The organism is Promicromonospora sukumoe 327MFSha3.1, assembly GCF_000385135.1.
Taxonomy (GTDB): Bacteria; Actinomycetota; Actinomycetes; order Actinomycetales; family Cellulomonadaceae; genus Promicromonospora; species Promicromonospora sukumoe_B.
Genome location: NZ_ARQM01000015.1, coordinates 115,864 through 133,791 on the forward strand (window position 1 = coordinate 115,864; position 17,928 = coordinate 133,791).

The window sequence follows — 17,928 nt, forward strand, 5'->3', positions numbered from 1 at the left end:
CTTCGGTCAAGCCGAGAGGCTCAGTGGTTGTTGCTGCCAAAATCGTCCCAATCCGTTGCGGACGCGCGTGACGTCCTGCGCAGTTCCGAGGAGCTCGAAGGCATACAGGTACGGGACATCACACTTAGCGGCGATGATGTCTCCGGTAATGCAGTACGCAGCCCCGAAGTTGGTGTTACCCGCGGCGATGACGCCGCGGATGAGCGACCGGTTGTGTTCGTCGTTGAGGAACTTCCTCACCTGCCGCGGGACGGCCCCGCCCTCGTTGCCGCCACCGTAGGTGGGGGCCATGAGGACGTAGGGCTCGTCCACGCGCAGGAAACCGTCGGCCGGGCGGAGCGGGATCCGGTGCACGGACATCCCCAGCTCTTCGAGAGCGAGCTTCTCGACGAACCTGTGCGTGTTCTCGGACACGCTGGAGAAGTAGACGAGAGAGCCCACGTCACGCCTCCTTGCCGACGTAGCTGTCGTGCAGGTCAGGCCGAAGCGGCCTGAAGCGCGGCGACCGCGCTGATCTGGTCGGGGCGAAAGCCCGACCAGTGGGTGTCACCAGCCACCACGACCGGTGCCTGGAGGTAACCGAGGCCGCGGACCATCTCCAGCGCCTCGGCGTCCTGCGTGATGTCGACGACCGTGTACTCGACACCCTTGCGATCCAGTGCCCGGTACGTCGCGTCGCACTGCACGCATGCCGGCTTGCTGTAGACCGTGACGCTCATGTCCGCCTCCTCTGACCTCGAAGAACACCCGTGAACTTACGTCGGTGTGCTTTGTTCGCGGGTCTGCGTCTCCCGCTGCACCAAACACTACACCTAGGGTCTGACACTCGCTCGGTCACGACATGTAGTGGTTCGGGACGTGGTAGGCCCTACGCCGGGAACGCTCGTGACGCTCATGGACCATGCTGCCACGAGCCTCTGACACCGCCTGGTAGGCCGCGCGCACGGGTTCGCGGGGCGCCGTCGGCGGGGCCGCCGGGACGGCCCGAAAGGGCACCTCGACGGCCTCCCGGGGCCCGAAAAATATCTGAGTCCACGGCGTGTCGCGCCCCTTCGGCGTGTCACCGCGGGCGGAGTTTGTCAGCCTCGCCACACGACGGACGTCCGCCCCCGGGAATACCTCGCCGCCACCCGCACGCGGCGGGCTCGCCGGGCCTGCGTCAGAGCCCGGGCCGCGCCCGCCGGGGCGCCTACCCGACCTGCCCGGGGCGGTGCCAGCCGGCGGCGTCCACGCCCCCGGGCACGGCCGTGCCGGGGTCGTACGGGGCCCGCGTGAAGTGGAAGGTGCCGACGTCGAGCGCGACGGGCGCGCCGCCCGCCTCCACCACCCGCAGCCGCTCCCCCAGCCAGTACCCGCCGTCGACCCCACGGACCTCACCGCGCACGACGTCGAAGAGCGTGCCCCGGCCCCCGCTGTTCTGCGACCGCAGGTCGACCCGCCCCGCCGCGTCGACGCGCACGTCGAACGGGACCGGCCCCCAGTACCAGGTACCGGTGAGCCCGTCGGAGCCCGTCTGCCGCGCCGGACGGGGCTCGTCGGCCACCGGCCCCACCGGCCCGGCCGCAGCCGCCCCATGGCCCTGGAACGCCGCCAGCAGCTCCGTGCCGTCGCCGAACCCGGCCGTGGACGAGCCGCACACCGCGACCACGTCGCCCGTCGTGACGTCCGCCCGCAGGTCGGCGGTGAACCCCGGCACGGAGCCGCCGTGCCCGACCGTGCGGACGGCGCCGTCCTGGCGCACGCGCACCCCCAGGCCGTGCGCGGTGGCCCACGGGCCGCCGGCGGGCCCGGCGTCGTCGACCACCACGCGCGGCACCGCCAGCTGCCGGCGGAGCTCCAGCGGGAGCACGGCCTTGCCGGCGTCCCGGTCCGCCTCGCGGCCGACCAGCCACATCCCGAACCGCACCAGGTCCGACGGCGTGGACCACACCTCGCCCGCCGGGCCCGCCGCGCGGTAGTCGGGGACGGGCTCGTGGTGCACCAGGTCGGCGTCCGGGTGCACGGCGTAGCCGTCGACGTGGGGGCCGACGGGCACCCGGCCGGTGGCCGTCATGCCGAGCGGCTCCCACAGCTCGGCGCGCAGCACCTTGTCCCACGAGCCGCCGCGGACCACCTCGACCAGGCGGCCCAGCACCGCGAACCCGGGGTTGCTGTAGTGGTACTGCTCGCCCGGGTCCCAGAGCTGCTCGACGCCGGAGGCGGCCAGCTCGTCCCACGTCGGCCCGCCGTGCCGCTCCCACCACGGGCCCGGGAACTCGGCCTGCAGGCCGCTCGTGTGCGTCAGCAGGTGCCTGATGGTGGCGTCGGGGGCCGGGGCGTCCGGCAGGTGCCGCCCGATCGGGTCCGCGAGCGCCACGAGGCCCTCGGAGACGAGCCGCAGCACGGCCACGGCGACCATCGGCTTGGTGATCGACCCGATGCGGAAGGCGTGCTCCGCCGTCGGCCGGCCCGCAGGTGTGCCGGCCGCCGTCGTCCCGGCGGTCCACGGGGCCGCGGCCACCTGGGCCCACACCACCTCGCCACCGCGGCCCACGGCCGCGGACAGCGCTGGCACGCGGCGGGCCGCACGGGTCCGCTCCAGCAGGCCGGTCAGGACGTCACCGAGCGAGTTCATGGCCAGAAGGTATACCGCCACGCGCGCCGTCATCGCGACCGCCCGCAGTCGTCAGTACGAACGTAGGGATCGTCGGCGCATACGGGCGCATGCACCGACGATCCCTACGTTCCCTCGATCAAAAGCGCGTCAGGACGGGGAGACCTCCGACGTCGCCGGCAGCGTGTTGGTCGTGGCCAGGCGGCGGTACCAGTGGGCCGAGTCCTTCCACGTGCGCTCCAGCGTGTCGTAGTCCACGCGGATGATGCCGAACCGGCGGTCGTACCCGTAGGCCCACTCGAAGTTGTCGAGCAGCGACCACGCGAAGTACCCGCGCACGTCCACGCCCTGGTCGTGGGCGAGCCCCAGCGCCTCGACGTGGTCGTGCAGGTACGAGACGCGCTCCACGTCGTGCACGCGGGCCACGCCGTCCTCGACCACCACGGTGTCGGCGAACGCCGCACCGTTCTCGGTGACCATGAGCGGCTGGTCCGGGTACGTGTCGCGCAGCGAGACCAGCAGATCCGTGAGGCCTGCGGGCTCGATGTTCCAGCCCATGGCCGTGTACGGGCCGGGCTGCGGCAGGAACTCGACGTCGTCGGCAGCGATCCACGGGGTGCCCGCGGAGTCCTTGTGGCCGTCGGCCTGCTGCCGCTCCCCCTCGCCGGAGAAGTGCCGCACGCGCGCGGTCGAGTAGTAGTTGACGCCCAGCACGTCGAGCGGCTGCTTGGTGATCTCCAGGTCGCCGTCGTGCACGAACGACCAGTCGGTCACCGAGGCGGTGTTCTCCAGCAGGTCCGCGGGGTACACCCCCTCGAGCACGGGCGCGAGGAACGCCCGGTTCGCCAGCGCGTCGACCTGGCGGACGGCGGCCTGGTCGGCCTCGGACGACGGGTCGTCCGGCCGGAAGACGTGCAGGTTCAGCGTGATCGAGGTCTTCGCGGCGTCGCCGAGCACCTCGCGGATCTGCTGCACGGCGAGGCCGTGCGCCAGGTTGAGGTGGTGCACCGCCTGCAGCGCGGCCAGGGACTCGGTGCGACCCGGGGCGTGCACGCCGGAGCCGTAGCCCAGGTACGCCGTGCACCACGGCTCGTTGAGCGTGGTCCAGACGTCGATGCGGTCGCCGAGCTCCTCGGCCATCTTCCGCGCGTACCTCGCGAACGCGTAGGCCGTCTCGCGGTTGGTCCAGCCGCCGGCGTCCTCCAGCTCCTGCGGGAGGTCCCAGTGGTAGAGCGTGACGACGGGCTTGACGCCCGCGGCGATCAGGCCGTCCACGAGGTCCGAGTAGAACCGGATGCCCTCGGCGTTGAACTCGCCGGAGCCGCCCGGCTGCACCCGCGGCCACGCGATCGAGAACCGGTAGGCGCCCAGGCCCAGGTTCTTGATGTGCTCGACGTCCTCTTGCCACCGGTGGAAGTGGTCGTCGGCGACGTCACCCGTGTCGCCGTTCAGCGTCCGGCCCGGCGTGTGCGAGAACGTGTCCCAGATGGACGGGCCGCGCCCGCCCTCGGTCGCACCACCCTCGATCTGGTACGACGCGGTCGCCGATCCCCAGAGGAAATCAGCGGGGAACTTGCGTGCACTCACAGTGCCACCTCTCCCGGGCCGGTGGCCCGAACGGTCTTGCCATCGCATCCGACGCTCCATTCGCCAGGAGCGTCAGCACTGGTCACGTGCACGACGCCGGACTCGTACCGCACACGGAACGTCGCCGGGGCGCCGGTGCCACCGGGGACCAGGATCTCTTCGTCGAACCCTTCGGGCAGACGGGTGCAGCGTAACGTCACGCCCTCGGCCCAGGCGTAGTCGGGCCGGTCGTCGCGCGCCCCGACCGGCAGCACGGTGCCGGGCCGCACGAGCACGGGCAGGGTGTCGAAGCCGTGCTCCTCGGTGACCCAGCGGGAGCCGGAGACGGTCGGGGCCAGGTCGGACGCCGCCACCTCCGGCAGCCGGGTCCACTCCCCCTCGGGCAGGTAGTACTCCGCGCGGGACTCCCCGAACACGGGCGCGACCAGCAGCGACGACCCCAGCATGTACTGCGTGTCCACGGTGGCCGCGGTCCGGTCGGCCGGGAACTCCAGCACCATCGGCCGCATCACGGGAAGCCCCGCCCCGGCGGCCTCGGCACCGGCCCCGCCGAGGTACGGCATGAGCCGCATCTTCAGCCGGGTGAACTTGCGCGTGACGTCGACGGCCTCGTCGTCGAACGCCCACGGCACGCGGTACGAGCTCGACCCGTGCAGGCGGGAGTGCGAGGACAGCAGGCCGAACGCCGTCCACCGCTTGAACACGGCCGGGTCGGGCGTGCCCTCGAAGCCGCCGATGTCGTGGCTCCAGTAGCCGAACCCGGACAGCGACAGCGACAACCCGCCGCGCAGGGACTCGGCCATGGACACGAACGTCGACTCGCAGTCGCCGCCCCAGTGCACCGGGAAGGCCTGGGTGCCCGCCGTGGCGGACCGGGCGAACAGCACGGCCTCGCCCGTGCCGCGCTCCTCCTCGAGCAGGTCGAAGACCGTCTTGTTGTACAGCGAGGCGTAGAAGTTGTGCATCCGCTGCGGGTCCGACCCGTCGTGCCAGACGACGTCGGTGGGGATCCGCTCGCCGAAGTCGGTCTTGAAGCAGTCCACGCCCTGGTCCAGCAGCACGCGCAGCTTGTCCTGGTACCAGGCCGCGGCCTCGGGGTTGGTGAAGTCGACCAGCGCCATGCCGGCCTGCCACTTGTCCCACTGCCAGACGTCGCCGTCGGCCGTGGTGACCAGGTAGCCCTTCTCCGCGCCCTCGGTGAACAGGTGGGAGCGCTGGGCGATGTACGGGTTGATCCACACGCAGACCTTCAGCCCGCGGTCGTGCAGCCGCTCCAGCATGCCCTCGGGGTCCGGGAACGTGGCCGGGTCCCACACGAAGTCGCACCAGTGGAACTGCCGCATCCAGAAGCAGTCGAAGTGGAACACCGACAGCGGGATGTCCCGCTCGGCCATGCCGTCGACGAAGCTCATGACCGTGGACTCGGAGTAGTCCGTGGTGAACGACGTGGACAGCCACAGCCCGTACGACCAGGCGGGGACGACGGCGGGCCGCCCCGTCAGGGCCGTGTACCGGCGCAGGATCTCGGCCGGCGTGGGCCCGTGGATCACGTAGTACTGCAGCGTCTGCCCCGGCACGGAGAACTGCGTGCGGCTGACCACCTCGGAGCCCACCTCGAACGACACCTTCTCCGGGTGGGCCACGAACACGCCGTAGCCGCGGTCGGTCAGGTAGAACGGGACGTTCTTGTAGGCCTGCTCGCTCGCGGTGCCGCCGTCCTCGTTCCAGACGTCGACGCTCTGGCCGTTCTTCACGAACGCGCCGAACCGCTCGCCCAGCCCGTAGACGTGCTCGCCCACGGAGAGCCCGAGCTGCTCGTGCACGAAGTCGCCCTCGGGCGTGCTCGCCAGCCCGACGCTCCGGGCGGACGACGTGGTGAGCACCTCGCCGCCGGCCACGAAGTCGACCTGCCACTCGCCGTCCGTCGACACGCGCGCGGTGAGGCCGCCCGACGTCAGCTCGGCGGGGCCCTCGCCCGGAGCGGCGGGCGTCACGACCTTGACCACGCCCGGCTCCCGGTTGACCGCGAAGTGCGGCCCGGGGTCGCGGCGGCCCTGGTGGTGCTCGATGCGCACGCCGATGACGTCGTCGGCCGGGGCGTCGAACGTGACGGTCACGAGCGGACGGTTCAGGGTGTCGCCGCGCTTGGTGATCGGCGCGGTGGGCGCGTACACGGTCAGGGTCTCGTCGCCCGCCTCGACGGAGTCGATGTCGCGGGGGCGGAGCACCTCGACGCCGGGGCGCAGCTGCCAGTAGCCGTCGGTGAATCTCATGGGTTGGGCCTCACTCGTCTCTGGTTGGCCGTGTGGTGGAACGGGGTCACTTGACCGCCCCGGCGGTCACGCCCCGGGTCAGGGTGCGCTGGAAGATCAGGAAGAAGATGACGGCCGGCACCAGCGACACGAGCGAGCCCGCGTTGATCGTGGGCGCGTCCATCATCCGGTCGCCCTGCAGCGAGGCCAGGGCGATGGGGATGGTCTGGGTGTCGTTGCTGGTGAGCATGACCAGCGGGATGAAGAACTCGTTCCAGGTCCAGATGAAGAAGAAGATCATCAGCACCGAGAGCGTGGGCCGCACGATCGGGAACACGACCTGCCAGAGGATGCGCCAGCGGCTCGCGCCGTCCAGCGCGGCCGCCTCCAGCAGCGCGGGCGGGAACGTGCCGAGCACCGACGAGAGCAGGTAGGTGCCGAACGCCGACTGGATGACGGTGAAGATGATGATCACCGACCACTGCGAGTTCGACAGGCCCACGGACTGCGCCATGGTGAACAGCGGGTAGATCAGGGCCTCCTGCGGCAGCATGTTCGCCAGGAGGAACAGCGCGATGATCCACAGCCGCCCCTTCACCCGGCCGATGCCGATCGCGTACGCGTTCAGCAGCGACAGCAGCGCACCGCCCACGGCCACGAGGGCCGAGATGAACACCGAGTTCCACAGCTTGACCGGGAAGTCGGTGCGCTCCCAGAAGGCGACCACGCCGTCCAGGTAGAGCGACGACGGCCACGACAGCGGCCCGTTCGCCGCGTAGTCCTGCGGCGATTTGAAGGCGTTGAGCAGCATGATCCCGAACGGTGCGAGCACCGCGAGCCCCACGAGGACCGCGGCGGCCAGGACGAGCCAGCGGCCGGCGCCCCGGCGGTACCGGGAGTCGACGGCGGTGGCCCGCACCTGCGCGGGCCGCGGGTCCGTTGCGACGGCGGCCATGTCAGATCCCCTCCCTCTCACGTCGTTCGGCCCGGTTCTGCAGGCCGAGGATGATCAGTGCCACGGCCACGATCACGAGCGTGAGCACGGTGGCGATCGCGGACCCGTAGCCGACCTGGGACTTGTCGAAGAAGTTCAGGTACGAGTAGTAGCTGGGCACCAGCGTCGAGCTCTCGGGCCCGCCCCGGGTGAGCACGTAGATGGGCCCGAACACCTTCAGGGCCGCGACGGTGCAGGTCAGCGTCACCACGAAGGTCTCGGGACGGATCTGGGGCACCGTGATGGCCCGGAACCGGTCCCACCAGCCGGCGCCGTCGAGCTCCGCCGCCTCGTAGAGCTCCGGGTCCACGCGCTGCAGCGCCGCCATGAAGATGACCACGGGGTAGCCCATCTGCACCCAGATCAGCACGAGCATCACCGAGGGCAGGGCCGTGCTGGGGTCACCCAGCCAGTTGGGCGGCGTCTCGACGCCGATCCCGCGCAGGATCACGTTCAGGGCGCCGGTCTGGGAGTTCAGGATCCAGTTCCACAGCACGCCCGCCACGGCGACGGGCAGGATCTGCGGCAGGTAGTAGGTGGCGCGCAGCACCGACGAGACGCGCTCGCCGAACCGCCGCCCGAGGTAGTCGAAGAGCACCGCCGCCAGCACGAGGCCCAGCAGCGTGGGCACGAGCACCATCGCGACGATCATCGCGAGCGAGTTGCCGAACGACGTCCAGAACTTGTCGTCGCCCAGCAGGTCCACGTAGTTGCCCAGCCCGTTCCAGCGCAGCGGCGCCATGCCGCCGCGCCACTTGAACAGGCTGAAGTACACGTTGGTCAGCAGCGGGTAACCGATCACGACGCCGAACGCGACCGCGCCGGGCAGCAAGTAGGACAGGTACCCCACCCACTGCGGCCGACGACGGCGCGTCCCGCGCGACGCTCGCGGGCGGGTGTCCGCCCGCGAGCGCCGTTCGGTCAGGGCGGTGTCAGCCATCGAGCAGGTCGGCCTTGCCCTCGTCGTACGAGCTCTGCAGCCCGTCGAGCACCTCGTCCGGCGTCTTGGACCGGTTGACCAGGGACTGCAGCTCGCTGACGATCACGTCGTAGTAGCCGGCCACGGGCCAGTCGGGGTAGTACGCGAGGCCGTCCTGGTCGAGGATCGCCTGGAAGTTCTCGGTCAGCTCACGGGTGCGCTCGTCCTCGATCACGGACGGGTCGCCCGCCACGGGCAGGCCGCCCTCGGTGGCGAGCACGTTCTGCACCTCGGGGCGCAGCGTGATGTCGATGAACTCCTCGGCCAGGCTCGGGGAGTCGGCGTTCGCAGGGACCACCCAGAGGTTGCCGGACGAGCCGGTGTGCAGCGTGTTGCCGGGGAAGTTGAACTGGCCCCAGTCGGCCTCGGTCTCGGCGGCGAGGCGGCCGAACCACCAGGAGCCGCTGACCATGAGCGGGTAGGTGCCGTCGATGAACGAGACGCCCATGTCCTCGGCCGTCAGCGCCGCGGAGTCGGAGGCGATGTAGCCCTTGTCGATCCACTCGTCGAGCTTTTCGGTGGCCTGCGTCATGGCGTCGTTGTGGAAGTCGACGTCGTTCGCGAAGAGCTGGTAGTCGTCCACGAGCTGGCGGTCGCCGTAGGCGAGCACGAGCTCGTACCAGAGCTGGCCGAGCGGGTACTCGGCGCCGGCCTCGGCCAGGGGCGTGATGCCCTCCTTCTTGAAGGCGGCCAGCACGTCCTCGAACTCGTCGAGGGTGGTCGGCACCTCCAGCCCGAGGTCGGCGAGCATCTCCTTGTTGTAGTAGACGCCCACGAACTCGCCGTAGTTGGGCACGCCGTACCACTCGCCGGAGCCCATCAGGCCCTGCTCGTCGTAGGTGGCCGTGGTCGCGAGCGAGCCGGACAGCTTCTCGTCCCAGCCGCGCTCGGTGGCGGCGTCGGTCAGCGGGGCGAGCAGGCCCTGCGCCGCGAGCTGGCCCGCGGTCGCGTTGCCCTTGTTGAACTCCATGACGTCGGGGACGTCGTCGCCCGTGAGAACGATCTTGGCGTTCTTCTGGATCTGCTCGAACGTCTGCTTCTCGACGTCGACCGTGACGTCGGGGTTCTCCTCCTCGAAGATCTCGATGGCCTTGGCCCAGGCCTTGCCCATCGCCGAGTCCTCGTTCTCGTAGTGCCAGATGGTGAGCGTGCTGTCGTCGGTGTCGCCACCGCCGGTGCCGCCCTGGCCGGTGCAGCCGGCCAGTGCCAGGGCGCCGGCCATCGCCGCCGCAACGGCCGTCATCGTCCGCTTGTGCTTCATTGCATCTCCTTGGTCGCGCCCGGACTCCCGCGTCCGGATCGTCGAAGCGGTTCAACACGCTAGCCCCAGGCCCTCACAGATGTCCAGTGGCATTTCGGGCCGATGGGGCTACTCTTCTGTCGAAGCGCTTCCCCAACATGCGGCACACTGGTGTGCCCGGCACCGCACGACCTGCACCGGGACCAGGAAAACTCACCCGGGCAGATGACCGGTACCGACTCGAATGGAGCACCGTGGCTACGATCGACGACGTCGCGAGGACGGCGGGGGTCTCGACCTCGACCGTGTCGTACGTGCTGTCCGGCAAGCGGCCCATCTCCGCACCGACCCGGGCCCGGGTCGAGCGCGCGATCGAGAAGCTCGGCTACCGGCCGCACGCCGGCGCGCGGGCCCTGGCCTCCGCCCGCACCAACGTCATCGCGCTCATGGCGCCGCTGCGCGTGGGCGTGAGCGTGCCGGTCATCATGCAGTTCGTCGCCGGGGTCGTGACCCGGGCGCGGGACTTCGACCACGACGTGCTGCTGCTCACCCAGGACGACGTGAGCGGCCTGGACCGCGTGACCGGCGGCTCGATGGTGGACGCCCTGGTCATGATGGACATCGAGGCCGACGACCCGCGCGTGCCCCTGGTGGCCGCCGCCAAGCAGCCCACCGTGCTCATCGGTCTGCCGCAGGACCCGGAGGGCCTGAGCTGCGTGGACCTCGACTTCGAGGCCGCGGGCCGGCTCGCCGTACGGCACCTCGCGCAGGCCGGGCACGCCGACGTCGCGCTCATCGGCTCGCCGCCCGAGGTGCTGCGGCGGCACACGTCGTACGCGGAGCGGATGATGCGGGGCCTGCGCGACCAGGCCCGCAGCTCGGGCGTGACGGTCAAGGTGGAGGCCTGCGACTCGTCGCCGGCGGGCGCCGCGACCGCCGTGGACGCGCTGCTGTCCACCGCCCCGGACACCACGGGCATCGTGGTGCACAACGAGGGCGCGCTCCCCCACGTGCTGGCCCGGCTCGCCGAGCGCGGCCTGGTGGTGGGCACCGACATGTCGGTGGTGGCGGTCTGCCCCCGGGACGTGGCGCTGTCCCAGCGCATCCCGATGACCAGCATCGACCTGCCCGCCGAGGACATCGGCAAGGTGGCCGTGGACATGGTGATGGCACGCCTCGAGGGCGAGCAGCCGTCCGAGACGAGGCTGCTCGCCCCCGTGCTGACCGAGCGGGACAGCTCGGCGCCCGGTCCCGCCGCCGACGTCGGCTGACGGCGGGAGCGGGCCGCCGCTCATCCCTTGATGGCCCCGAAGATCACGCCCTTCGTGAAGTGCCGCTGCACCAGCGGGTACACGACCAGGATCGGCACGATCGCCAGCACCATCACGGCCATCTTCACCGGCAGCCCGGTCACGGCGCCGTCGGCGACGTCGACCTGGCCCACGCCGCTGCCGGGCAGCGTCACGCCCTGCAGCACGTAGGACCGCAGCACGAGCTGCAGCGGCCACTTGGCGTTGTCGTTGATGTAGAGCATCGCGTTGAAGAACGCGTTCCAGTAGCCGACGCCGTAGAACAGCGCGACCACCGCCACCACGGCCTTGGACATGGGCAGCACGATCTGCCCCAGGATGCGCCAGTCCCCCGCGCCGTCGATCCGGGCCGCGTCCGTGATGGACCGGTCGATGCCCATGAAGAAAGCCCGCAGGATGAGCACGTTGAACGCGCTCACGGCGCCCGGCAGGATGAGCGACCAGTAGCTGTCGATCAGCCCCAGGTTGCTCACCAGCAGGTACGTCGGGATCATCCCCGCGCCGAAGAACATGGTGATCAGGAAGACGAACAGGATGGGCCGGTGGGCGAAGGAGCCCGGCCGGCTCAGGCCGTACGCCGCCAGCACGGACACCGTGGTCGAGAGCACGGTGCCGACCACGGTGATGCCGATGCTCACGATCGTGGCCCGCGTGACGATCCCGCCGGACAGGATCTGCTCGTAGGCGGCGAACGTCAGGCCGCCCGGCACCGTGACCAGGCCGCCGGACCGGGTGATGTCGGCCTGGGTGGACAGGCTGGTGAGCACCACCGTGTACAGGGGGTAGACCACCGTGGCCACGATGAGCAGCAGCGCCGCCCCCTTGACCAGGAGCCCCAGCGGGTTGGGGTCCTCCTCCCAGACCGGGCGGTTCCGGCCGCGCAGCAGGGCGCGGTACCGGCTCGGGCCGCGCGCGGGCTGCCGCGGCCGGCCGGGCTCGGGTGTCGTGGACGACGGCGCCGGCCGCGTCGTCGTCCCGGTCTTGTTCTCGATGTCGGCACTCATGCGCGCTGATACACCCCCGCCTCGCCCACGAGGTGGGCGAGCTTGTTGGCCCCGAGCACCAGGGCGAGCGAGACCAGGCCCTTGACGAGCCCCGCGGCGGCCGCGAAGGCCCAGTCGCCGTTGACGACGCCCTGGTAGTAGACGAACGTGTCGAGCACCTCCGCGACGTCGGTCCCGACGGCGCCGCGCTGGAGGATGAGCTGCTCGAACCCGACGGTGAGCGCGTCGCCCAGCCGCAGGATCAGCAGCAGGATGATCACCGGGCGCAGGGCCGGGAGCGTGACGTGCCACATCCGCCGCCACCGGCCCGCGCCGTCGACCACCGACGCCTCGTAGAGCTGCGGGTCGACGGTCGCGAGCGCCGCGAGGAAGATGATGATGCCCCAGCCCGCGTCCTTCCAGACCGACTGGGCGGTCAGCAGCAGCAGGAACGTGTCGGGGTTGGTCATCAGGTCGAAGCCTGAGTACCCCGCCTCGCGCAGCCGGGTCGCCACCATCCCGGCCCCGCCGAAGATCTGCTGGAAGATCGTCACGACGATCACCCAGGAGAAGAAGTGCGGCAGGTACACGATCGACTGGATGGTCGTGCGCAGCCCGGGTGACAGCACGCTGTTCAGGAGCAGTGCCAGGACGATCGGCACCGGGAAGAAGAACACGAGCTGGACCGCGGTGATGACCAGCGTGTTCGCCACGGCGTCGAGGAAGAGCGGGTTGGTCAGGACGCGCGCGAAGTTGGCCCACCCGATGAAGGGGCTCTCGCGGATGCCGACGTACGGCGAGTAGTCCTGCCAGGCCACCACGTTGCCGAGCATCGGCACGTAGGCGAACACCGCCAGCAGGAGCACGGCCGGGGCCACCATGATCAGCAGCGAGCGGTCGCGCCGCGCCCGGACGGTCCAGGGGATCCTGCGCCGGGACGGGGCGCCCGGCGGTGAGCTCGTGGCGGTCACTGCTCGTCCAGGATGCCCTGGTAGAACGCCCGCAGCTCCTCACCGCCGGAGCTGGTCCACGTCGCCACGGCCTCGTCGAGGTCCGCGAGGGACTTGCGCCCGCGCGCGATGTCCTTCTCGAGGTCCGCGAAGGGCGTGCTGAGCGACGCGAACTGCGCCGGCTCCGTGATCTGCTTGCCGTAGAAGAGGGGCTCCTCGACGTACTGGGAGGCGTCCGCCATCCAGGTGCAGTAGGCCTCGACGTAGCCGTCGTACTGCACCTGCGCGTTCACCTTGGGCGGGTCCACCAGGAAGATGTACGACGGCGCCACGTCGTCGGCCGCGGCGTCGGTCGCCCGGGGCAGGCCGTCGCCGTCGAGGTCGTAGTGCTCGCCCTCGACGCCGAAGTTGACGAGCTGGAACTCCGTGGTGCCGAACGGCGAGGCGAGGAAGTCCGCGGCGGCGAGCAGCTCCTCGATCTGGGCCTTGTCGTCCCGCTTCTTCAGGAACGAGAACATGTCCGCCGGGGCGCCCTTCCAGACCCGCGGCGTGCCGCCGTCGTGGGCGAACGGGGCGAACGGCCGTGGGTCGAAGTCCGGGTTGCTCGGCAGCACCCGGCCCAGGGACTCGTGCCAGCCGCCCACGCCGTCGTTCACGATGAGGATCTCCCCCGACTCGAAGAGGGGCTTCATCTCCTCGGGCTTGTCGGCCACGGCCGTCGGGTGCACCGCGCCCGACTTGTACAGCCGGGCCTGCCAGTCCAGCGCGGCGCGGTACTCCTCGGACTCGACGCGGTGCACCAGCGAGCCGTCGTCGGCCAGCTTCCAGCCCTTCTCCGGGGGCACCGCGAACATCATGTTCGCCGTGATCCACTGGTCGGCCGAGCCCCAGCGCTTCTTGCCCGGGTCGGTCAGCTCCTTGGCGAGCTCGATGAACTCGTCGGCGGTCCTCGGCTGCTCGGTGATGCCGAGCTCCTCGAGCAGGTCGGCCCGGTAGAACGTCGCCAGGTGGACCAGCTCGCCGGGGAACGGCAGGCCGTAGAGCTTGTCGTTGAAGACGCCGTACCGCCAGGCGTCCGTGGGGATGTTGGCGAGGTTCTTGTACTTCTTGACGTTGTCACCGGACAGGTACGGCGTGAGGTCCTCGAAGAGGGCGTCGACGGCCTGGGCGAACCGCGGCGGGAAGTTCCAGGTGGGCACGCAGACCCAGTCCGGCACGTCCTTGGCCGAGGCGAGCACCGCGGCGAGCTTGTCGCCGTACGTGTTGCCGTCGGAGATCTGGAACTCGACGGTGGTGCCCATCGCCTCGCTCACCGCGTCGAAGTAGGGGTTGCCGGACGTCTTGGGGATGGCGCTCCACAGCGGCGTCATGGCCGAGTAGGTGCCGCCCGACCCGGGCGGCGTCGCGAAGGCCGTGACGAGCTCCTCCGGGATGGACGCGTAGCCGGCGGTGGAGCCGTTCACGGAGGGGAAGTCGGGCTTGACGTACTCGACCGGCACGTAGGTGGGCAGGACGCCGGAGCTCACGGTGCCGCCACCCTGCGCGGTGCTCGCCGGGCCACTGGTACAGGCCGTGAGCAGGGACGGTACGCCGACGACGCCGGCACCGACTGCGAGGAAACCGAGGAACGACCGGCGGCTCAGCCCGCGGGCCAGGTGGGGTGCTGTCATGGCTCTTCACTCCTTTGTGGACAGCGCGGCACGTCTGTGTGCCCGGACACGATGGCGGATCACGCGGTTCTACGTCGAAGCGCTTCGACCTACATCGTTGGCAGAACAGTAGGGCAAACCTTGAACACGAGGCAATGATTCGCCCCAATTGGGCGATTGATCATTGAACCGTTTCGAGGGTTTGGCCTACTCTTCGACCCGACGCCGCAAGCCCGACGCCGCAAGGCCGACCCGACGCCAAGGGAGCACGACGACGTGCCGAACCAGACGCAGCCCCTGTTCCGCGACCCCGCCGCAGCCCTGGCCGACCGGGCCCGCGACCTGCTGGACCGCCTCACCCCCGACGAGCGGCTGAGCCTGCTGCACCAGCACCAGCCCGCGATCGAGCGGCTGGGCCTCGCGGCCTTCCACACCGGCGCCGAGGCCCTGCACGGCGTCGCGTGGCTCGGCCGCGCCACCGTGCTGCCGCAGCCGGTCGGGCTGGGCGCCACGTGGGACGCCGACCTGCTCCGCCGGCTCGGCGACCTGGTCGCCACCGAGCTGCGGGCCAAGCACGCCGCCGACCCGGCGGTCTCCCTGAACGTCTGGGCGCCCGTGGTGAACCCGCTGCGGCACCCGGCCTGGGGCCGCGGCGAGGAGGGGTACACCGAGGAGCCGCGGCTCGTGTCCCACCTCGCGACGGCGTACTGCGCCGGGCTGCGCGGGGACCACCCGACGGTCTGGAAGACGGTCCCGGCCCTCAAGCACTTCCTCGGGTACGGCAACGAGACGGACCGCTCGGCGACGTCGTCCAACCTGTCGGAGCGGACGCTGCACGAGTACGAGCTGCCGGCCTTCCGCGGGCCGATCGAAGCGGGGGTCGCCGGCGCGGTGATGCCGTCGTACAACCTGGTCAACGGGGTTCCCGCGCACACGTCGGGCGACCTGCTGGCCGAGCTGCGCTCCTGGGCGCCCGGTTCGGTGGCGGTGGTGTCCGACGCCGGCGCGCCCACCTTCCTGGTCTCGATCCAGCGGGCGTACGCCTCCCACGCGCAGGCGCACGCGGCGGCCGTGCGCGCGGGCCTGGACTCGTTCACCGACAACGACACCGACCCGACGGTCACGCTGGACCGGCTGCGCGAGGCGCTGGCGGCCGGGCTGCTGACGCAGCACGACGTCGACACCGCCGCACTGCGCATGCTGGAGCTGCGTCTGCGCACGGGCGAGCTGGACGGCGACGCCGACCCGTACGCGGGCATCGGTGCCGACGCGATCGACCTGCCGGAGCACCGGGTCCTGGCCCGCGAGGCGGCGGCGAAGTCCGTGGTGCTGCTGCGCAACGACGGGACGCTGCCGCTGGGCGCGCCCAGGCGCGTCGCCGTCGTCGGGCCGCTGGCCGACCAGGTGCTCACCGACTGGTACTCCGGCACCCCGCCCTACGCCGTCCCGCTCGCGCGCGCGGTCGCGGACCGCTACCCGGACGCCGTCGTGGAGGTCGCCGACGGCGCGGACCGGGTGGCGCTGCGTGCCACGTCGTCCGGCCGGTACGTGAGCGTCACCGATGCGGGCGAGGTGAGCGTGCACGCCGCCGACGCCGGCGTGGCGGCCCACCTCGACGTGACCGACTGGGGCGACGGCGTGCTCACCCTCCGTTCGGTTGCCTCAGGGCGGCTCCTGACGGGCGCGGGCTGGATCGTGCGCGCCGACGCCGAGCGGGTCGGCGGCTGGGTGGTGCAGGAGTCGTTCCGGCGGCACCACCACGCGGACGGCACGTGGTCGCTGCTGCACGTGGCGAGCGGGCGGTGGCTGCGGGTGCAGCTCGGGTCCGAGCTGTTGGTGGCCGAGGCCACGCGCCTGGCGGACGCCGAGCGGTTCGCCTGGCGCACCGTCACCTCGGGGCAGGCCGAGGTGGCGCGCGTCGCGGCGGCCGCGGACGTGGTGCTGGTGGCCGTCGGCAACGACCCGCACCTGGGCGGGCGCGAGACCGAGGACCGGACGTCGCTCGCGCTGCCCGAGCCGATGGCGGAGCTCTGGCGGGTGGCACGCGAGGCGTGCCCGGCGGCGGTGCTGGTGGTGACGTCGTCGTACCCGTACGTGCTGGGGCCGGGGGTGCTGGGGCCGAGCGGGCTCGACGGGTCGCGGGGCGCGCTCGTGTGGGCGGCGCACGGCGGGCAGGAGGCCGGCAACGGTCTGGTGGACGTGCTGTCCGGGGACGCGGAGCCGTACGGCCGGCTCGCCCAGACGTGGCCGGCGGACGAGGCGCAGGCCGGCGACCTGTTCGACTACGACGTGGCCCGCCAGGGCGTCACCTACCGGCACCTGGCGACGGAGCCCGCGTTCTGGTTCGGGCACGGGCTGAGCTACACGGAGGTCCGCTACGAGGGCCTGCGGCTGGTGCGAGCCGCCTCGGACGAGGACGGCGCGGACGGCGGGGCCACGGCCGTCGTCTCGGTGCGGAACACCGGCGAGCGCCCGGTGGACGAGCTCGTCGCCGTGCACGGCCTGTCGCCCGACCTGCCGGTCCCCGCGGCCCGGCGGCAGCTGCTCGGTCACGCGCGGGTGCGGCTCGCCCCGGGCGCGGCGGCCGAGGTGCCGGTCCCGCTGGACCTGGGGGCACTCGCCGTCCGGCACGAGGGCGCGATGGTGCTGCAGCCCGGCACGTACACGGTGGCGTCCGGGCCCTCCGCAGGGGACCTGCGGGTGCGGGCCGAGCTGGTCGTCAGCTGAGCTCGCGCTCCGCGAACTCCCGGTCGAGGATCGCGAACACCAGCTCGGTGGACCACACGCCGTCGCGCACGTCGCTCTCGACCAGGCGGGCCTCCTGCCGCATGCCGAGGCGCTGGGCCACACGGACCGAGCCGAGGTTCTCCTCGTCGATGCGCGCGAACACGCGGTGGAAGCCGTAGGACTCGAACGCGAGCCGGAGCGTGGCCCGGACCGCCTCGGTGGCCAGGCCGTGCCCGCTCACGTCGGGGTGCAGGGCGTAGCCGACCTCGGCCTGCCGGGGCGCGGCCGCCCACTTGAGCATCGTCTCGCCGACCACCTCGCCGTCCGACTCGACGGCGAGCACCTGGACGTCGCCGGCCTCCTCGAACGGGGCGCTGGACCACGTGCGGAGCTTCGTCTGGGCCGTGGCCAGGTCCCACGGCGGCTGGTACATGTACCGCACGACGTCTGGGCTCGACCGCCAGGCGAGGAACGCCTCGGCGTCGTCCGGGGCGACCGGGCGCAGGGTGAGGCGCGCGGTGACCACGGGCCAGCCGGGGTCCGACCGGTAGGCCCGCACCGGCGTGGCGAGCGCGGGCACGGCGTCGGGCGCGGCGTCGGACGTGGAGGGTCTGGGGGCGGAGGCGGGCGGCACGGAAGAGGGCACGATCCGACCGTAGCGCCC

The 17,928-nt window shown here is 71.5% G+C and carries 14 protein-coding genes; 2 read left to right on the forward strand and 12 right to left on the reverse strand.

What is annotated here, in order from left to right; translation table 11 throughout:
* Positions 1–6: 6 nt before the first annotated feature.
* The 8 genes from nrdI to H291_RS0124240 all read right to left on the reverse strand — a co-directional run bounded on the left by nrdI (position 7) and on the right by H291_RS0124240 (position 9,666).
* Entirely contained in the window at positions 7–441 is a 435-nt protein-coding gene (nrdI, locus tag H291_RS0124200) for a class Ib ribonucleoside-diphosphate reductase assembly flavoprotein NrdI (RefSeq protein ID WP_020017612.1), read from the reverse strand.
* Positions 442–476: 35 nt separating this feature from the next.
* The gene (gene nrdH / locus H291_RS0124205; protein WP_020017613.1) at positions 477–719 is read right to left on the reverse strand and encodes a glutaredoxin-like protein NrdH; all 243 of its coding nucleotides are present in this window, start codon (positions 717–719) and stop codon (positions 477–479) included.
* Positions 720–1,189: 470 nt separating this feature from the next.
* A complete protein-coding gene (locus H291_RS0124215; RefSeq protein WP_033327891.1) occupies positions 1,190–2,614 on the reverse strand; it encodes a serine hydrolase domain-containing protein in 1,425 nt (474 codons plus the stop codon).
* Positions 2,615–2,743: 129 nt separating this feature from the next.
* Entirely contained in the window at positions 2,744–4,228 is a 1,485-nt protein-coding gene (locus tag H291_RS0124220; RefSeq protein ID WP_051109625.1) for a GH1 family beta-glucosidase, read from the reverse strand.
* Positions 4,177–6,453 (reverse strand): alpha-xylosidase, encoded by a 2,277-nt coding sequence (gene yicI / locus H291_RS0124225; protein WP_020017617.1) that lies wholly within the window; start codon positions 6,451–6,453, stop codon positions 4,177–4,179. The genes H291_RS0124220 and yicI overlap by 52 nt, the downstream gene beginning before the upstream one ends.
* A 46-nt stretch (positions 6,454–6,499) precedes the next feature.
* Entirely contained in the window at positions 6,500–7,387 is an 888-nt protein-coding gene (locus H291_RS0124230) for a carbohydrate ABC transporter permease (RefSeq protein WP_020017618.1), read from the reverse strand.
* A gap of 1 nt (position 7,388) precedes the next feature.
* Positions 7,389–8,366 carry a carbohydrate ABC transporter permease gene (locus H291_RS0124235; RefSeq protein ID WP_084468405.1) on the reverse strand — a complete coding sequence of 326 codons (978 nt, stop codon included), beginning with the start codon at positions 8,364–8,366 and terminating at the stop codon, positions 7,389–7,391.
* Entirely contained in the window at positions 8,359–9,666 is a 1,308-nt protein-coding gene (locus H291_RS0124240) for an ABC transporter substrate-binding protein (protein WP_020017620.1), read from the reverse strand. Before H291_RS0124240 ends, H291_RS0124235 begins: the two co-directional genes overlap by 8 nt.
* A 233-nt stretch (positions 9,667–9,899) precedes the next feature.
* Here H291_RS0124240 and H291_RS0124245 point away from each other — a divergent pair, with 233 nt between their 5' ends.
* Positions 9,900–10,916: a LacI family DNA-binding transcriptional regulator gene (locus tag H291_RS0124245; protein WP_020017621.1), complete on the forward strand. Its 1,017-nt coding sequence runs from the start codon at positions 9,900–9,902 to the stop codon at positions 10,914–10,916.
* Positions 10,917–10,936: 20 nt separating this feature from the next.
* On the opposite strand, the gene H291_RS0124250 is transcribed toward H291_RS0124245, so the two are convergent.
* The 3 genes from H291_RS0124250 to H291_RS0124260 are packed head-to-tail and all read right to left on the reverse strand — an operon-like array spanning position 10,937 to position 14,558.
* A complete protein-coding gene (locus H291_RS0124250; RefSeq protein WP_020017622.1) occupies positions 10,937–11,959 on the reverse strand; it encodes a carbohydrate ABC transporter permease in 1,023 nt (340 codons plus the stop codon).
* Positions 11,956–12,909 (reverse strand): ABC transporter permease, encoded by a 954-nt coding sequence (locus H291_RS0124255; protein WP_020017623.1) that lies wholly within the window; start codon positions 12,907–12,909, stop codon positions 11,956–11,958. Before H291_RS0124255 ends, H291_RS0124250 begins: the two co-directional genes overlap by 4 nt.
* Positions 12,906–14,558, reverse strand: a complete 1,653-nt coding sequence (locus H291_RS0124260) for an extracellular solute-binding protein (RefSeq protein WP_020017624.1) — start codon at positions 14,556–14,558, stop codon at positions 12,906–12,908. Before H291_RS0124260 ends, H291_RS0124255 begins: the two co-directional genes overlap by 4 nt.
* 255 nt (positions 14,559–14,813) lie before the next feature.
* On the opposite strand from H291_RS0124260, the gene H291_RS0124265 reads away from it, so the two are divergent.
* Positions 14,814–17,264, forward strand: coding sequence for a beta-glucosidase family protein (locus H291_RS0124265; protein WP_020017625.1), 2,451 nt, complete (start codon positions 14,814–14,816; stop codon positions 17,262–17,264).
* Here the strand turns inward: H291_RS0124265 and H291_RS0124270 are convergent.
* On the reverse strand, positions 17,257–17,910 hold the full coding sequence (locus tag H291_RS0124270; protein WP_232216164.1) for a GNAT family N-acetyltransferase: 654 nt from the start codon (positions 17,908–17,910) through the stop codon (positions 17,257–17,259). The two genes, H291_RS0124265 and H291_RS0124270, sit on opposite strands and share 8 nt — an antisense overlap.
* Between the last annotated feature and the right edge of the window lie 18 nt (positions 17,911–17,928).

Excerpts from the sequence above, each read along its gene's own strand:
- H291_RS0124250 (WP_020017622.1), bottom strand. The coding sequence starts at position 11,959 with ATGAGTGCCGACATCGAGAACAAGACCGGGACGACGACGCGGCCGGCG.
- H291_RS0124220 (WP_051109625.1), bottom strand. The coding sequence starts at position 4,228 with ATGCGATGGCAAGACCGTTCGGGCCACCGGCCCGGGAGAGGTGGCACT.
- H291_RS0124260 (WP_020017624.1), bottom strand. The coding sequence starts at position 14,558 with ATGACAGCACCCCACCTGGCCCGCGGGCTGAGCCGCCGGTCGTTCCTC.
- H291_RS0124230 (WP_020017618.1), bottom strand. The coding sequence starts at position 7,387 with ATGGCCGCCGTCGCAACGGACCCGCGGCCCGCGCAGGTGCGGGCCACC.
- H291_RS0124215 (WP_033327891.1), bottom strand. The coding sequence starts at position 2,614 with ATGAACTCGCTCGGTGACGTCCTGACCGGCCTGCTGGAGCGGACCCGT.
- nrdH (WP_020017613.1), bottom strand. The coding sequence starts at position 719 with ATGAGCGTCACGGTCTACAGCAAGCCGGCATGCGTGCAGTGCGACGCG.
- H291_RS0124235 (WP_084468405.1), bottom strand. The coding sequence starts at position 8,366 with ATGGCTGACACCGCCCTGACCGAACGGCGCTCGCGGGCGGACACCCGC.
- H291_RS0124240 (WP_020017620.1), bottom strand. The coding sequence starts at position 9,666 with ATGAAGCACAAGCGGACGATGACGGCCGTTGCGGCGGCGATGGCCGGC.
- yicI (WP_020017617.1), bottom strand. The coding sequence starts at position 6,453 with ATGAGATTCACCGACGGCTACTGGCAGCTGCGCCCCGGCGTCGAGGTG.